This window comes from Halomonas almeriensis (genome assembly GCF_030409235.1).
GTDB classification, from domain to species: Bacteria; Pseudomonadota; Gammaproteobacteria; order Pseudomonadales; family Halomonadaceae; genus Halomonas; species Halomonas almeriensis.
On the sequence record NZ_JAUFPO010000006.1, the window covers coordinates 526,771 to 539,446 of the forward strand.

General features: G+C 60.0%; 13 protein-coding genes. 7 read left to right on the plus strand and 6 right to left on the minus strand.

Annotated features, from left to right (window positions below):
- Window positions 1-6 precede the first annotated feature (6 nt).
- The 6 genes from QWY74_RS06355 to QWY74_RS06380 all read right to left on the minus strand — a co-directional run bounded on the left by QWY74_RS06355 (window position 7) and on the right by QWY74_RS06380 (window position 5,830).
- Window positions 7-1,185, minus strand: a complete 1,179-nt coding sequence (locus tag QWY74_RS06355; protein WP_264825241.1) for a glycine cleavage T C-terminal barrel domain-containing protein — start codon at window positions 1,183-1,185, stop codon at window positions 7-9.
- A 341-nt stretch (window positions 1,186-1,526) separates the two neighbouring features.
- Complete coding sequence (locus tag QWY74_RS06360; RefSeq protein ID WP_290313994.1) at window positions 1,527-2,042, minus strand: Lrp/AsnC family transcriptional regulator; 516 nt, start codon at window positions 2,040-2,042, stop codon at window positions 1,527-1,529.
- A 199-nt stretch (window positions 2,043-2,241) separates the two neighbouring features.
- Complete coding sequence (locus tag QWY74_RS06365) at window positions 2,242-2,661, minus strand: hypothetical protein (RefSeq protein ID WP_290313995.1); 420 nt, start codon at window positions 2,659-2,661, stop codon at window positions 2,242-2,244.
- A 42-nt stretch (window positions 2,662-2,703) separates the two neighbouring features.
- A complete protein-coding gene (locus QWY74_RS06370) occupies window positions 2,704-3,894 on the minus strand; it encodes an NAD(P)/FAD-dependent oxidoreductase (protein WP_290313996.1) in 1,191 nt (396 codons plus the stop codon).
- Window positions 3,895-3,939: 45 nt separating this feature from the next.
- Window positions 3,940-4,404, minus strand: coding sequence for an iron-sulfur cluster assembly scaffold protein (locus QWY74_RS06375; protein WP_290313998.1), 465 nt, complete (start codon window positions 4,402-4,404; stop codon window positions 3,940-3,942).
- 16 nt (window positions 4,405-4,420) lie between these two features.
- Window positions 4,421-5,830, minus strand: coding sequence for a dihydrolipoyl dehydrogenase (locus QWY74_RS06380; protein ID WP_290314000.1), 1,410 nt, complete (start codon window positions 5,828-5,830; stop codon window positions 4,421-4,423).
- A 324-nt stretch (window positions 5,831-6,154) separates the two neighbouring features.
- Between QWY74_RS06380 and QWY74_RS06385 the strand changes: the two genes are divergently transcribed.
- From QWY74_RS06385 to QWY74_RS06415, 7 genes are all read left to right on the plus strand, one after another.
- Window positions 6,155-6,604, plus strand: a complete 450-nt coding sequence (locus QWY74_RS06385; RefSeq protein ID WP_264825247.1) for an OsmC family protein — start codon at window positions 6,155-6,157, stop codon at window positions 6,602-6,604.
- 33 nt (window positions 6,605-6,637) lie between these two features.
- Window positions 6,638-7,450: an enoyl-CoA hydratase gene (locus QWY74_RS06390; RefSeq protein ID WP_264825248.1), complete on the plus strand. Its 813-nt coding sequence runs from the start codon at window positions 6,638-6,640 to the stop codon at window positions 7,448-7,450.
- A 100-nt stretch (window positions 7,451-7,550) separates the two neighbouring features.
- The gene (locus tag QWY74_RS06395; protein ID WP_290314001.1) at window positions 7,551-9,176 is read left to right on the plus strand and encodes an acyl-CoA synthetase; all 1,626 of its coding nucleotides are present in this window, start codon (window positions 7,551-7,553) and stop codon (window positions 9,174-9,176) included.
- Window positions 9,177-9,288: 112 nt separating this feature from the next.
- Window positions 9,289-10,248, plus strand: coding sequence for a LysR substrate-binding domain-containing protein (locus QWY74_RS06400; RefSeq protein WP_290314002.1), 960 nt, complete (start codon window positions 9,289-9,291; stop codon window positions 10,246-10,248).
- Between the two features lie 560 nt (window positions 10,249-10,808).
- Window positions 10,809-11,489: a hypothetical protein gene (locus QWY74_RS06405; protein ID WP_290314004.1), complete on the plus strand. Its 681-nt coding sequence runs from the start codon at window positions 10,809-10,811 to the stop codon at window positions 11,487-11,489.
- A 67-nt stretch (window positions 11,490-11,556) separates the two neighbouring features.
- The gene (locus QWY74_RS06410; RefSeq protein WP_264827278.1) at window positions 11,557-12,015 is read left to right on the plus strand and encodes a pyridoxamine 5'-phosphate oxidase family protein; all 459 of its coding nucleotides are present in this window, start codon (window positions 11,557-11,559) and stop codon (window positions 12,013-12,015) included.
- 127 nt (window positions 12,016-12,142) lie between these two features.
- Window positions 12,143-12,676 (plus strand): FRG domain-containing protein (locus QWY74_RS06415; RefSeq protein ID WP_290314005.1); only part of this gene is annotated, 534 nt, incomplete at its 3' end.

The following is a 12,676-nucleotide window of genomic DNA, read 5'->3' on the forward strand; positions in this document are numbered from 1 at the left end:
GGTCGATCAGCTGGTGGCCAGTTGCTTGCGCGGATCGAAGAACGGCTTTTCGACCACGGTAGCCATGACCTCACCATCCGGCGTGTGAACTTCGAGCTGGGTGCCTAGCTCGCTGCACGGCACGATGACCATAGCCAGCGCAATGTTCTTGTCGAGGCGCGGTGAGTAGACCGCCGAGGTCACCTTGCCGACGGTGTTGCCGCCATGGGTGAGTGCCCAGAAGGAAGTGTTGGGCCCCGAGAGGGCATCGCCTTCGATCTCCAGGCCGACCTGCTTGCGGTGCACGCCTTCCTGCTGGATGCGCTGAAGCGCCGACTTGCCGATGAAGTCGGCCTCCATCTGCGGGTTGACCAGCCGGTCCATGCCCAGCTCATAGGGGGTGGTGTGCATGTCGGCATCGGCGTGATAGGAAAGCATGCCGCCCTCGATTCGGCGGATCGAGGAAGTGTGGCCGGGCTTCAGGCCGAAGGGCAGGCCGGCGGCCATGATGGTTTCCCAGAGCTCGTCGCCGCGCGAGCCGTCGCGCAGATAGAGTTCGTACCCCAGCTCACTGGACCAGCCGGTGCGCGAGACGATCAGCGGAATGCCGTTGAGCTCCATTTCGCGCCACCAGTAGTAGCGCATGTCCTGAATGCTGTCACCGAACAACGCCTGCATGATCTCGCCGGACTTCGGCCCCTGCAGTTGGAGAGGTGACACATCCGGCTCGCTGAGCTGGACATCCAGGCCGGCATGGAGCGCCACGCCGCGTGCCCACAGCAGGATGTCGCTGTCGGCCAGCGAGATCCAGAAATGGTCGTCGGCCAGCTTGAGCAGGATGGGGTCATTGAGGATGCCGCCATCCTCGGCGGTGATCAGGATGTACTTGCATTGACCCACGGCCATCTGTGACAAGTCGCGCGGTGTCAGGTACTGCACGAAGGCGGCGGCATCCGGGCCGGTGACTTCCACCTGGCGTTCGGCGGCGACGTCACACAGGATGGCCTCGTTCACTAGGTTCCAGAAGTTGTCTTCCGGCCCGGTGAATTCCCGCGGGATATACATGTGGTTGTACACGGAAAACGCCGAGGCGCCCCAGCGTACCGTGGCGGAAAAGTAGGGAGACTTGCGGATCTGAGTCCCGAAACCGAAGTCGTCATGGACAGCCTGGTTGGAGGCACTCTGGAGAGACGTGACGTTGCTCATTGAAACCACCTTGGCGTTAACGCTTTTAATATTGTGGGTGTTGCATGGGTCGGGCTCACTATAGCCCTGAGCCCGGGCACGCTGGGCCTAAAAAAGCGGGAATTTTGGCATGAACAGGCTTTTTAGGGGCCTGCTTGCAGCACAATTGGACTATCTTTTCCAACTCGTTGATTTAAAGGGGTTATTAAAGGCCCGGCGAACCCACTTTGCAAAGCCTGACAAGGGCATGGCCGGCAGGCAATACGCTGGATAAAATAAAGCCGAGACAAGTGGCCAGAACCGCCAGAGCGTGCCGGTGTACATCATGACCCACGGGCGCTGCGCCGCTTGTGTGGGAACGGTCACCAGTCCGGGGCCAGGAAGCTTCGATCCTTGTCATCCACCAACAGCTGGGCAATGTTGACCTGGGTCTTCTTGGTCTCCCGGGTGCCGATATAGGTCGTGTAGCGATCAATCCCCAGATTGGCGGCCAGCAGCTTGTCCATCACATCCTGGAATTCGGCGAGGCTGCGTGTCACTATCTTGATGATGTAGTCCATGCCACCTCCAGTGGCCATGCACTCGACGATTTCGTCGACGCTTTCGACAAAGGCTTCAAAGCGCTCGAAGTCGCGTTTCTGATGTTCCTTCAAGGAAACCTTGACCACCACCTTGGTGGCGTCCATGACGCGCTCCAGGGCGATATCGGCATGATAGCCGCGTATCAGTCCGGCCTTCTTGAGTCGCGTGAAGCGGATCCAACAGGGTGTCGGCGACAGGTTGACCACCTCCGACAAGCGTGACTTGCTGAGTGGGCCATGCTGCTGCAATGCACGCAGGATGCGGATGTCGGCCGCATCGATCGCAAGTTTCCTCATGGGGGCTAAGCCTTCTTCGTTTACTCCTTGAGTGTGTGACGGATTCAACCGCGCTTCGCAACGTCTCTTTGCGTTGTGTCATGACGTCCGACGTTAATACCACAGGCGATGTCGCACTCGGATAACGTCGGCGTCACAACGCTTGCCGGCCACCCGGGCAACGCGTGCGTCCAGGGAGGCCGCTGTCCGACTCTGGTGGTCAATCCTCGGGTCTGGGCTGGCCCGCGATCCGCGACTGTCGGCCCAGCTCCGCCAGCAGATTGATGGTGGTATCCAGACCGCGTCGGGCATTCTCGTCATTCTGCAGGCGTCTGATGCTCTTCCACAGGGTGGGCGGCACCTCTTCCGCGCCGGATTGCGCCGCGGCATATTGCACGGCATTGCTGACCGCCCAGACGCCGCCGATGCTCTCCTCATAGAGGGCCATGAGCTTCTGCACCATGGCTTCATCGGTCATTTCAATGACATCGGAGGTGGCGGCCAGCAGGTCGACGATATTGTGCAGCCGCTCGCCCTGCAGCAAGGGGGCTACCTTTTCGATCAGGCTGGCGGCGCCTTCGAGGGTAGCGGGGTCCTGCAGGGCCGGCGACGACTCGAGTACCCGGGCCAGTGACGGCACGGATTCAGTGCTATCTTGATGACTTATTAGTGACCTCCTTGTTTAGACCAGGCCGCGTGCCACAGACCAGTAAACACCCCGATTGAACCCCTTGCGCATGAGGCCGCCAATCTTGGTGGGGGGTGTGGGTTTGACGTCTTCGTCGTAGTCGTACCAGAGCGGCATGCCTGCCTCCATGCCCATTTGTGCGATGGCCTGCACCTTGCCGTCATACTCGTCGACGGTTCGGCCGATGCGCACTAGGCCGGCAATATTGTTGCAGATTACCGGTGACTGGTTATGACAGCTGCCGCCCGCCTTGCTGATCGGCAGGTCCACCGTGTCGCCCATGACGAAGACATTTTCGAAGCCTTCCAGTTGCAGGGACTGACGATCCGTCGGCAGCCAGCCTTCCTGGTTCGGCGACTGGGAAATTCCCGAATTAAGCACCGCATCCACGGCGCGAATCGGCGGTGTCTGCATCAGGATGTCGAAGTTCTCCTCGCCACCTTCCTCCGAGATTGCCACATTGCGTTCGGGGTCAACGCTGGCCAGGGTAAAGCCGCGTTTATGCACGATGCTCTTGGCGTCGAATATCGTCGGTAACACATCGCCGGTGGGCTTCTGCAGAAACAGACAATTGCGCGTGAGCTGCGAGATCGTCGGGTAGGTATAGACCAGCTCGATCCGGTCGCGAACACCCCGCTGGCGCAGGAACTCATCCACCATCAGGGTGGTCTCGATGGGCGCAATGCCGCACTGGTGAGGCACATTGGGAGTTTTGGGGAAGGTCACGCCAATAAAGATCCGGCCTTTTTCGATGGTCGAGAGCTTTTCGTGCAGCTGACGGGCCGGGTCGTGCTGATAGAAATGGTCACCGGCTTCCTTCAGGCCCTCGATGCGTTCCGGCGACGGGATGCAACCGGTGGACACCACCAGGTAGTCATAGTCGTGAACATGGCCCGACTTCATTCTCAGCCGGCTGTGCTTGAACTCGAAGCCTTCCACTTGATCCAGCACGAAGTTGATTTCCGGGCGCAGCAGCGACGCCTGCGGGCGACGCAGCTCATCGCGAAAAAACTGGCCGAAGGCCACGTACATGAAGGCTGGCTTGTAATAATGCCAGTAGCTGTTGGAAATCAGAGTCACGCTGGCCCTGCCGCTCTTTATTTCCGGGTAGAGCTTCTTGACCAGGTTGTTGGCCGTCATGGTGCCGCCAATGCCGCCGCCCACCACGATGATATGGTTGCTCATCCTGAGCCTCCTGATGCACTGAGTTGTAAGGGGTTGTCGGGTCAATCAAGGACTATCACTCGGCGCGTCCTCCGGCGCGCTCATCAAGTGCCGCAGGGCATGAAACGGCAGCAGAGCCACATCATGACGTGACGGCATGGCGGCCGCATTCTGTAACATGAGCAGTTCCGGCCAGATCAGGCTTTCGGCCGGCGGCGGGGTATCCTGCAGGATCAAGGCGATCTGCTGCTCCAGCGCCGTGAGCGTCATCAGGTCAAGGCCTTCGGCACGCGTCGCCATGAGCCCGGTAGTGGCCTGCGCCAGCGTGCAGGCACGGACGCGATAGCCGAGCTGCTGGACCCTGCCATGCTCGATCACCGCGTCCAGGGTGACGCTATCCCGACTTTCCGCTTCGCTGGTCAGGGTGGTCGTGTGAACATGGCGGCCCTGCAGGCGTCGGTCGCGTCGCACCAGGGCGGCAAAATGCTTGAGCTGGGCGATGAAGTCGGGGGCTTGTGAGGGCTGATGCATGTCGCTCATCTCCTTTTCAGCACATCGCCCGTTCGGCTTGCTGGTGTGCGCACTTCTTGCGCGCGTCCATCAGGACATCGCGCAGCAACTCCTCGGCACTGGGGTGGTAGACAGGCATTTCCAGGACCTGCTCGGCCGTCATGCCATGGGTCATGGCCAGGGCCAGCAGATGTGCCAGGTGTTCGGCCTGGTGGCCCACCAGTTCGGCACCGAGAATCACCTCGCTGTGCGCATCCAGATAGACCTGCATGCGTCCGGCCACCTTGTTCCAGACCACATGGCGGGGGCTCGAAAAGGGCAGCTCGCCGATCACCACCTCGCGCTCCCCGAGGTGCCGGTAGCTCTGGCCGATGACCGCGATCTGTGGATCGGTGAAGATCACCGTCAGCGGCGGTCGACGCGCTGCCGGCGTCGGGTCCGGATAGTTCAGGGCGTTGTGTGCCGCAATTCGCCCCTCGTCATAGGCCTCATGCCATACCGGGAGTTCGTCGGTGGCATCCCCGGCGATGAAGATCGGCAGATTGGCGCAGCGCATTGTCCGTGAATCGATCTGGCCCTGCTCGGGCTGGCCGGTCTCCAGGCCGGCCTGTTCCAAGCCCAGGCGGTCCAGGTTGGAGGTGCGGCCGGTGGCGACCAGGACACGCTCGTATACCCGGCTGACGCGCTGGCCATCCGGCTGCTCGAATTCGATCCAGGCCCCCTGGGCATCCTCCCGGGTGCTTACCACACGGCCACTGGGGAAAATCTCCAGCTCGGCGGAGAGGGCGTCCAGCGCCTGCTGCTGCATGGCGGGATGGGTCAGGGCGTTGATCCTGCCCGAACGGCCATAGAGGGTGGTGCGCACCCCGAGCCGATGCAGCGCCTGACCGAGTTCCAGGGCAATCACCCCCATGCCGATTACGGCGACCGATTCCGGCAGGTCTTCCAGCTCGAATACCGTGTCGCTGGTCAACACGCGCGACATCACCGGCGTGAATACCTCGCTGATCGCCGGGCGCGAGCCGCAGGCAATGATCACCTTCTCCGCCCTGACCTCGACCGCGTCATCCACCATCAGGCGTTTCGGCGCCACGAAACGTGCTCGGCCCTCGAGCTTGTGATGGGCCGGAATCTTCTCGACATAGCGCAGATTGTTGGCGACGAAACGTTCGTCACGCTCGCGGCGCAAGCGTTCCAGCACCCGGCGCCCGTCGACGCGGCCGCTGGCGGGCACGCCAAAGAAGTCGCTGTGGCTTAGATCGTGGGCATGGTCGGCGGCGGTGATCAGCAGCTTGCTGGGCATGCAGCCAACGCGGGCACAGGTGGTGCCATAGGGGCCATCCTGGATCATCACCAGGCTGTCGGTCTGGCGGCTGATCTTCGAATAGGCGCCCAGCCCGCTGGTGCCGGCGCCGATGATCGCGTATTCGACGTTGAGGGTCTTCATGGCGACGTTGCTCCTGCACCCGTGTCATCAATGCGGCTTCATGTGGCGGCCTGGCCCGGCACATGTCTCGAGAAGGCTAAGCGCCGCTGTGGCGGGGGTAAAGTGATGCTTTCTCAGCATTTGGCTTATTTATTGTTACGCAATGACTTGCCGCTGACGTTTGGGGTGCTTCACCATGCCCCTCTGTTGGGCTTTAAAATCCAGTGTGCTGACAGGGTGAAAGGTCGATGGCATTAGCATTGCTAATCCATATGGTTAGCAATCGTCGTTTTACCGCGCTCCCCCGGGTCGCATAGCCTGCGGGCATGCACAGGAGGTTTGCCCATGTCAGTTCATGAATCCGCCATTCGTTGGCAACGCGCCGTTCATCAAGAAGATGACAGCACTTACTCGCGCAACCATTCGGTCATGCTCAATGGTGGCCAGGAAGTGAAGGCCTCGGCCTCGGTCGAGTTCCAGGGGGATCCGCAATGCGCCGACCCCGAGCAGATGCTGATCAGCGCGGTATCCAGCTGTCATATGCTGTTCTTTCTGGCCATCGCCGATTATCAGGGGTATCAGGTGGCCTCCTACGACGACGACCCGGTGGGCTACCTGGAGCGCCAGGGCAAGAAGGGCATGGAGGTGACGCGCATCGAGCTCTCGCCACGCATTGCCTTCGAGGGCGAGAATATTCCGGATGCGCAGACCATTGCGAAGATTCATGCCAGTGCGCACCGTAACTGCTTCATTCGCAATTCGATTACCGCCGAGGTAGTGATTCAGGAAGCCTGACCGCCACCCGGCCGCTATATCATGGAGTCGATCATGGACACCCGTTCCCATCCTGCCGATGGCGAAGCCCCGATTCTCCTGCGGGAGGATCATGAAGGTGCCGTCTACCTGACGCTGAACCGGCCGGACAAGTTCAACACCCTTTCCGAGGCCATGCTGGAAGCCCTGCAGACCGAGCTGGATGCCATTGCGGCCGACCCCAAGGTGCGCTGTGTGGTGCTCTCGGCCAAGGGGCGCGGGTTCTGCGCCGGGCATGATCTGCGCGAGATGCGCGCCAACCCCAGTGATGACTACTACCAGTTCCTGTTTCGTCAGTGCAGTCGCGTCATGCAGAGCATTGTCGAGCTACCGGTGCCGGTGGTGGCCAGGGTGCACGGCATGGCCACGGCCGCCGGCTGCCAACTGGTGGCCAGTTGCGACCTGGTGGTAGCCGGCCGCTCCGCCAGCTTTGCCGTTTCCGGCATCAACGCCGGGCTGTTCTGCTCCACGCCAGCCGTGGCGCTGTCGCGTTGTATTGCCCCGAAACGCGCCTTCGACATGCTGGTGACCGGGCAATTCATCAACGCCGAGACCGCCGAGGCCTGGGGGCTGGTGAGCACCCTTGCCGAGGATGACGCGCTGGATGCCACGGTCGACGCAAAGGTACGCTTGATTCTCTCCAAGAGCCCGGACGCCGTGCGCTTCGGCAAGGCCATGTTCTACCCGCAGCGGGAGATGTCATTGGCGGATGCCTATGACTACGCCGGCCAGGTCATGGCCGAGAACATGCAGAGCCCGGATGCCGGGGAGGGCATTGATGCCTTTCTCGGGAAGCGTCAACCCGTCTGGGGGCAGCCGGGGCACTGAGCCGACCGCCTGACCTGCAGGACACGCCGGCCCTGCCCCCTTTGCATCGGGCGGGGCATGCCATCGAATCCGGCCCGCGCACACCACAAGAGGCAAGACAATGAGTGACCAGTGTGACTTCAACGATGCCCTGGAGAAGAACCCCGCCAATCATGTGGCCCTGTCGCCGTTGAGCTTCCTCAGGCGTGCCGCCGCCGTGTATCCCGAGACCACCTCGCTGATTCATGAGGAGACCCGCTATAGCTGGCGCCAGACCCACGAACGCTGCGCCCGCCTGGCGGCGGTACTCAAGGGGATGGGGATTCAGCGCGGCGATACCGTGGCGGCCATGTTGCCCAATGTGCCCGCCATGTATGAGGCGCACTTCGGCATTCCCATGCTGGGCGCGGTGCTCAATGCCATCAATGTGCGGCTGGACCCGGATTCGGTCGCCTTCATCCTGGAACACAGCCGCTCGCGTCTACTGCTGGTGGACCCGGAGTACGCGGATGTGGTTCGCCAGGCCATCGAACGTCTGGGCTGCCCGGCCCCGGTGGTGATCAATGTGGCGGACCCCGCGTTCAGTGATGACACCTTCATCGGCGAACTCGAGTATGAAGCGTTGCTCGCCGACCATGCGCCGCTGGACGACTGGCAACTGCCCGAGGACGAGTGGGACGCCATTGCCCTGGGCTACACCTCCGGCACCACGGGCAACCCCAAGGGGGTCGTCACGCATCATCGTGGCGCCTATCTCAATGCCGTGAGCAATGTGCTCTCCTGGTCATTGCCCGGCGAGGTGGTCTATCTGTGGACCCTGCCGATGTTCCACTGCAACGGCTGGTGCTTTCCGTGGACCCTGGCAGCCATCGGTGGCACCAGCATCTGCCTGCGCCGGGTGGACCCCGAACGTGTGCTGGAGCTGATTCGCCGTCATGGCGTGACCCATTACTGTGGTGCGCCGGTGGTGCATTCGATGATGGCCGAGGCCGCCCAGGGCCAGGCCTTCGAGCACAAGGTGCAGGGGCTGATCGCCGGCGCCGCACCGCCGGCCTCGGTGCTGGAGCGCATGGAGCGCATGGGCGTGGAGCTGACCCACGTCTATGGCCTGACCGAAACCTATGGGCCGGCATCCGTGTGTGCCAAGCAGGCAAGCTGGGCGGAAGAGTCGCTGGAGGAACGCGTGCGTCTCAATGGGCGCCAGGGCGTGACCTATCCGCTGCAGGAGGGCATGTCGGTGGTCGACAGCGAGACCATGGAGCCGGTGCCGGCAGACGGCGAGACCATCGGTGAGATCGTCTTCCGGGGCAACATCGTGATGAAAGGCTACCTGCGCAACGAAGACGCCACCCGAGCCGCCTTCCGCGGTGGCTGGTTCCACTCGGGCGATCTCGCCGTGCTGGAGCCCGACGGCTATGTGAAGATTCGCGACCGCCTGAAGGACGTGATCATCTCCGGTGGCGAGAACATCTCGTCCATGGAGGTCGAGGAAATCCTGCAGCGCCATCCCGAGGTGGAGCTTTCGGCCGTGGTGGCCATGGCCGATGAAAAGTGGGGCGAAGTGCCGGCCGCCTTCGTGCAACTGCGGGCGGACAGCGAGCTCACCGAGGAAGCACTGTTAGCCTTCGCCCGTGAACGCATCAGTGGCTTCAAGGTGCCCAAGAAGGTGATCTTCACGCGCCTGCCCACCACCTCCACCGGCAAGATTCAGAAGTACCAGTTGCGTCAGCAACTGGCGGCATCCTGAGCATGATGCTCGCCCTGGCCAACGCCAGAACACCGGCCAGGGCGCATCGCGGCGACACTGGCGGCCACCTCAGCGGCATGGTGGCAGCCATGCACCCGGCGAGTTGACGGCCATGTCACGACTTCCCCCGCTGATCGCACTTTCCTACTTCGAGGTGGCCGCTCGCACCAGGAGCTTTGCGGCGGCCGCCAAGGAGCTGAACGTCACCCCGGCGGCCATCAGCCATCAGATCAAGGCCCTGGAAGCCTACCTCGGGGTAGAGCTGTTCGTCCGCCATCATCGGCGGGTTAGCCTGACCCCCGCGGCACGCAGCGCCTTGCCGGAACTGCACGAGGGCTTTCAGACACTCGAACGCGCCGCGGAAAAGATCCGCGCCTACGGCGAAGAGCGGATGGTGGTTACCGTGTGCGCCGAGCCGCTGTTTGCCACCAAGTGGATCGTGCCACGCCTGCATCGATTCTACGCACGCTGCCCCGAGGCCGAGATGCGCCTCCAGGCCAGCCTGCATACCGTGGACAGCGGCCAGCACAGCCAGCTGGGAGCCACCGATCTCAAGCGGGCCGGCATCGATGTGTCGGTGAGGCTGGGCTTTGGCCACTACACCGAGCTGGAGGTCGACCCGCTGCTTTCCCTGGACCTGACACCGCTGTGCTCACCGGAACTGGCCGATGGGCTGACCGACAGCGAATCCCTGCGCGGCCTGCCACTGCTGTGCGATGCCACGCTCTCACGGGCGGATAACACCCACGGCTGGACACAATGGTTCGCGCAGCAAGGCTATCGCCCCGGTAACCTGCGTGAGCTGCGCTTCGGCAATGGACTGCTGGCGCTCGAGGCCGCTCGGGCCGGGCAGGGCGTACTGCTGGGCAGCCAGGCACTGCACCGCGAGGAAATCGCCGACGGCAAACTGGTCGTGCTGCCCCACGGCGACCTGGCCTGTGACAAGGCATATTACGTCGTCAGCGAACCCGAAACGCTGGCACGCCCCATCGCCTGGCAATTCCGCCAGTGGCTGCTCGAGGAAGCCGCAGCACACCCTGACGACCAGCAAACGCCGCCGCCATCCGCCTGAGCGCCGCCGTTGTGCTCGACACACCACTGAACCTCAGCACACTGTAGCCGCGCCAGCCACATGCCTCGCTCAGCATCCAGCCCTCATCCCATGGTGGATATTGCCGCCCCTATTCCCCTTGGGTAGGGTAATCAAAAACCGACAGGGACGGACGACAACACCACAGGCACAAGGACTGCCGCATCGATGCCAGGAAGGCATCCTAGGATGCGTGCATCGCGGTAGCGTGCCCGACTGTGCAGAGAACCTCCCGCCAAACCAGTTTCACGTGCCCCAAGTCTTGCATGAAGGCCATGATGCACTGGTAATCAAGACGTTGACCAACGGCTTTCCCCGGAAGCATGGATGCCTGTACAGTATTATTGAATCGGGCGAAACGCGCATGCACGCGAATTCTGCATAGGTGGCAACATGCTACACTGCAACGAGCAAAATCAATGGTTTAAGTCGGTTATGATGGATGAGGTTAAGTTCTTGAACAAGCATGCGCGTTCAAGTTCTTGAACGAGCGCGCTATCTAATACCTGTTAGGGCACCATGATTGGAACAAGGAAATAACTATGAATCAGAATGCAACCGCTCAGAAAGAGCAAGGAAGCAATGAAGAGGAGGTTACTGATATACATGATTTAGAAAAGGATTCATTGCCAGAGGGTGATAAGGATTCACCTGAAATAACTGGGTACTCTATAACCTTTGATAGAGAGAAGTATAAGCAAGAAGCAGCTGAGCGAAGAAAAAATATGTACCTTATGGCAGCTTTTATGTTTGCCTTTATGGTGCTGGGTATGGCCTCATTAGCGAATCCGGCAATATATGAAATAGACCCAGAAATACTTGTAACTATAAATCTAGCATTTAATGCTATTGTCTTGCTCGTAATCCCATTCCTACTTGGTTCAGTTGGAGCGGTAGCCAGAATCCTAATGTCAGGGACGTCGATGATACATAGCGGCACATTAGTATTTTCCTCTGGATTGATGGCAATGTTTTCTTGGGTGGGCATAAAAAGCGGGGTGCTATTATCCATAGTCGCCCCACATTTGGAAGATAAGGGCGTAAGCACTTCCATAACTGCTCAGGCATCGAGTGATTTTTACACCATGGCTCTTGTTGCGATTTTAGTAGGTATGTTTTCGACGAATTTGTACCTATTCATTAATCAAAGGGTTGAGCATCTTACACAGCAGGTAAATAAGGCTGCCGAAAGCCCTAACAAGAAAAGCCAGACGGACGCATAAATGCGCCGCTGCTTTTGGCGTTGGGCGGAATAATGCGCGCCGTTTTTTGCGATTGTCGGAGGATTACATGATAACGGAAGAAGTCAGGGAATACGTCGATCGCAGCGTTCTATGTTGGCTTGCAACGGTGGGCAGCGACGGGACGCCGAACGTGTCGCCGAAGGAGGTATTTGCCGCCTACGAAAATGATCGCCTCGTGATTGCCAATATTGCGTCGCCTGGAAGCGTGCGGAATGTACTATCGAACGATGCTGTCTGTGTTTCGTTCGTGGACGTGTTCGTGCAAAAGGGCTTCAAGGTGCGCGGTCGCGCGAACTGTGTGGCACGATCAGATTCTCGTTACTCCGACTTAGCAGGGCCGCTGGAGGAAATGGTCGCGGGCAAATTCGAGATTCATAGTCTAATTGAAGTGCGAGCTACTGCCGTAGAGCCGATCCGCGCGCCGAGCTACCAGTTCTATCCGGAAACGACTGAGGATGACCAAATCCAAAGTGCGTTGTCGGCGTATGGTGTGTCCCGTGGCTAGAAGCGTGGGGCTTCGTCGGGAGGCTAAGCCCAACAAGGCGCTCCAGCCGACCGCTACACCGCTGCGCGGTTAGCGGCGGCTGAGCGCTCACGTTAGATTTCTTGAGACTAAGTAGAGGAGTTGTTTGTTGATAGAAAAAGAGATTCGTTCGGTCCAAGACCTATTGGTGGAGCTTGAAGCAGATAATGATGGCTATAATGGGTCAGTTTGGTACAGGGGACAATCCAATAAGGAATGGCCGTTGCTCCCTGGCTATTTGAGGCTCGATGCGCCGCCTTCGGAGTCCACCTTGATCAAACAGTTCAAGCAAAGTGCTGCGATGTTGGTTCAGAATACGCCTGCGGAGTCCTTCGACTGGTTATTTTTAATGCAACATTACGGTGTTCCCACGCGACTTCTAGATTGGAGCGAGAGTCCTCTCGTCGCGTTATACTTTTCTGTTGAGGAGGGAGCGGCAGACCAAGACCAGGATGCTGCGCTTTGGTCTTTAAGACCTTCGGAGCTTAATAAGAATGCAGGAATTAATAATGTTGATGAAGAGTTTTTTATTCCTTCGTTTGAAGATATTGAATTAAATAATTACACGGTTGATAACCGGGCGGATGCAGGTTCTGAGTGCAACACCGTCAATGTGTCGATGATGGAGCCTCATGGTACTTCG

Coding starts and splice junctions, on each gene's coding strand:
- QWY74_RS06355 (WP_264825241.1), bottom strand. CDS start 1,185: ATGAGCAACGTCACGTCTCTCCAGAGTGCCTCCAACCAGGCTGTCCAT.
- QWY74_RS06360 (WP_290313994.1), bottom strand. CDS start 2,042: ATGAGGAAACTTGCGATCGATGCGGCCGACATCCGCATCCTGCGTGCA.
- QWY74_RS06370 (WP_290313996.1), bottom strand. CDS start 3,894: ATGAGCAACCATATCATCGTGGTGGGCGGCGGCATTGGCGGCACCATG.
- QWY74_RS06375 (WP_290313998.1), bottom strand. CDS start 4,404: ATGCATCAGCCCTCACAAGCCCCCGACTTCATCGCCCAGCTCAAGCAT.
- QWY74_RS06380 (WP_290314000.1), bottom strand. CDS start 5,830: ATGAAGACCCTCAACGTCGAATACGCGATCATCGGCGCCGGCACCAGC.
- QWY74_RS06385 (WP_264825247.1), top strand. CDS start 6,155: ATGTCAGTTCATGAATCCGCCATTCGTTGGCAACGCGCCGTTCATCAA.
- QWY74_RS06390 (WP_264825248.1), top strand. CDS start 6,638: ATGGACACCCGTTCCCATCCTGCCGATGGCGAAGCCCCGATTCTCCTG.
- QWY74_RS06395 (WP_290314001.1), top strand. CDS start 7,551: ATGAGTGACCAGTGTGACTTCAACGATGCCCTGGAGAAGAACCCCGCC.
- QWY74_RS06400 (WP_290314002.1), top strand. CDS start 9,289: ATGTCACGACTTCCCCCGCTGATCGCACTTTCCTACTTCGAGGTGGCC.
- QWY74_RS06405 (WP_290314004.1), top strand. CDS start 10,809: ATGAATCAGAATGCAACCGCTCAGAAAGAGCAAGGAAGCAATGAAGAG.
- QWY74_RS06410 (WP_264827278.1), top strand. CDS start 11,557: ATGATAACGGAAGAAGTCAGGGAATACGTCGATCGCAGCGTTCTATGT.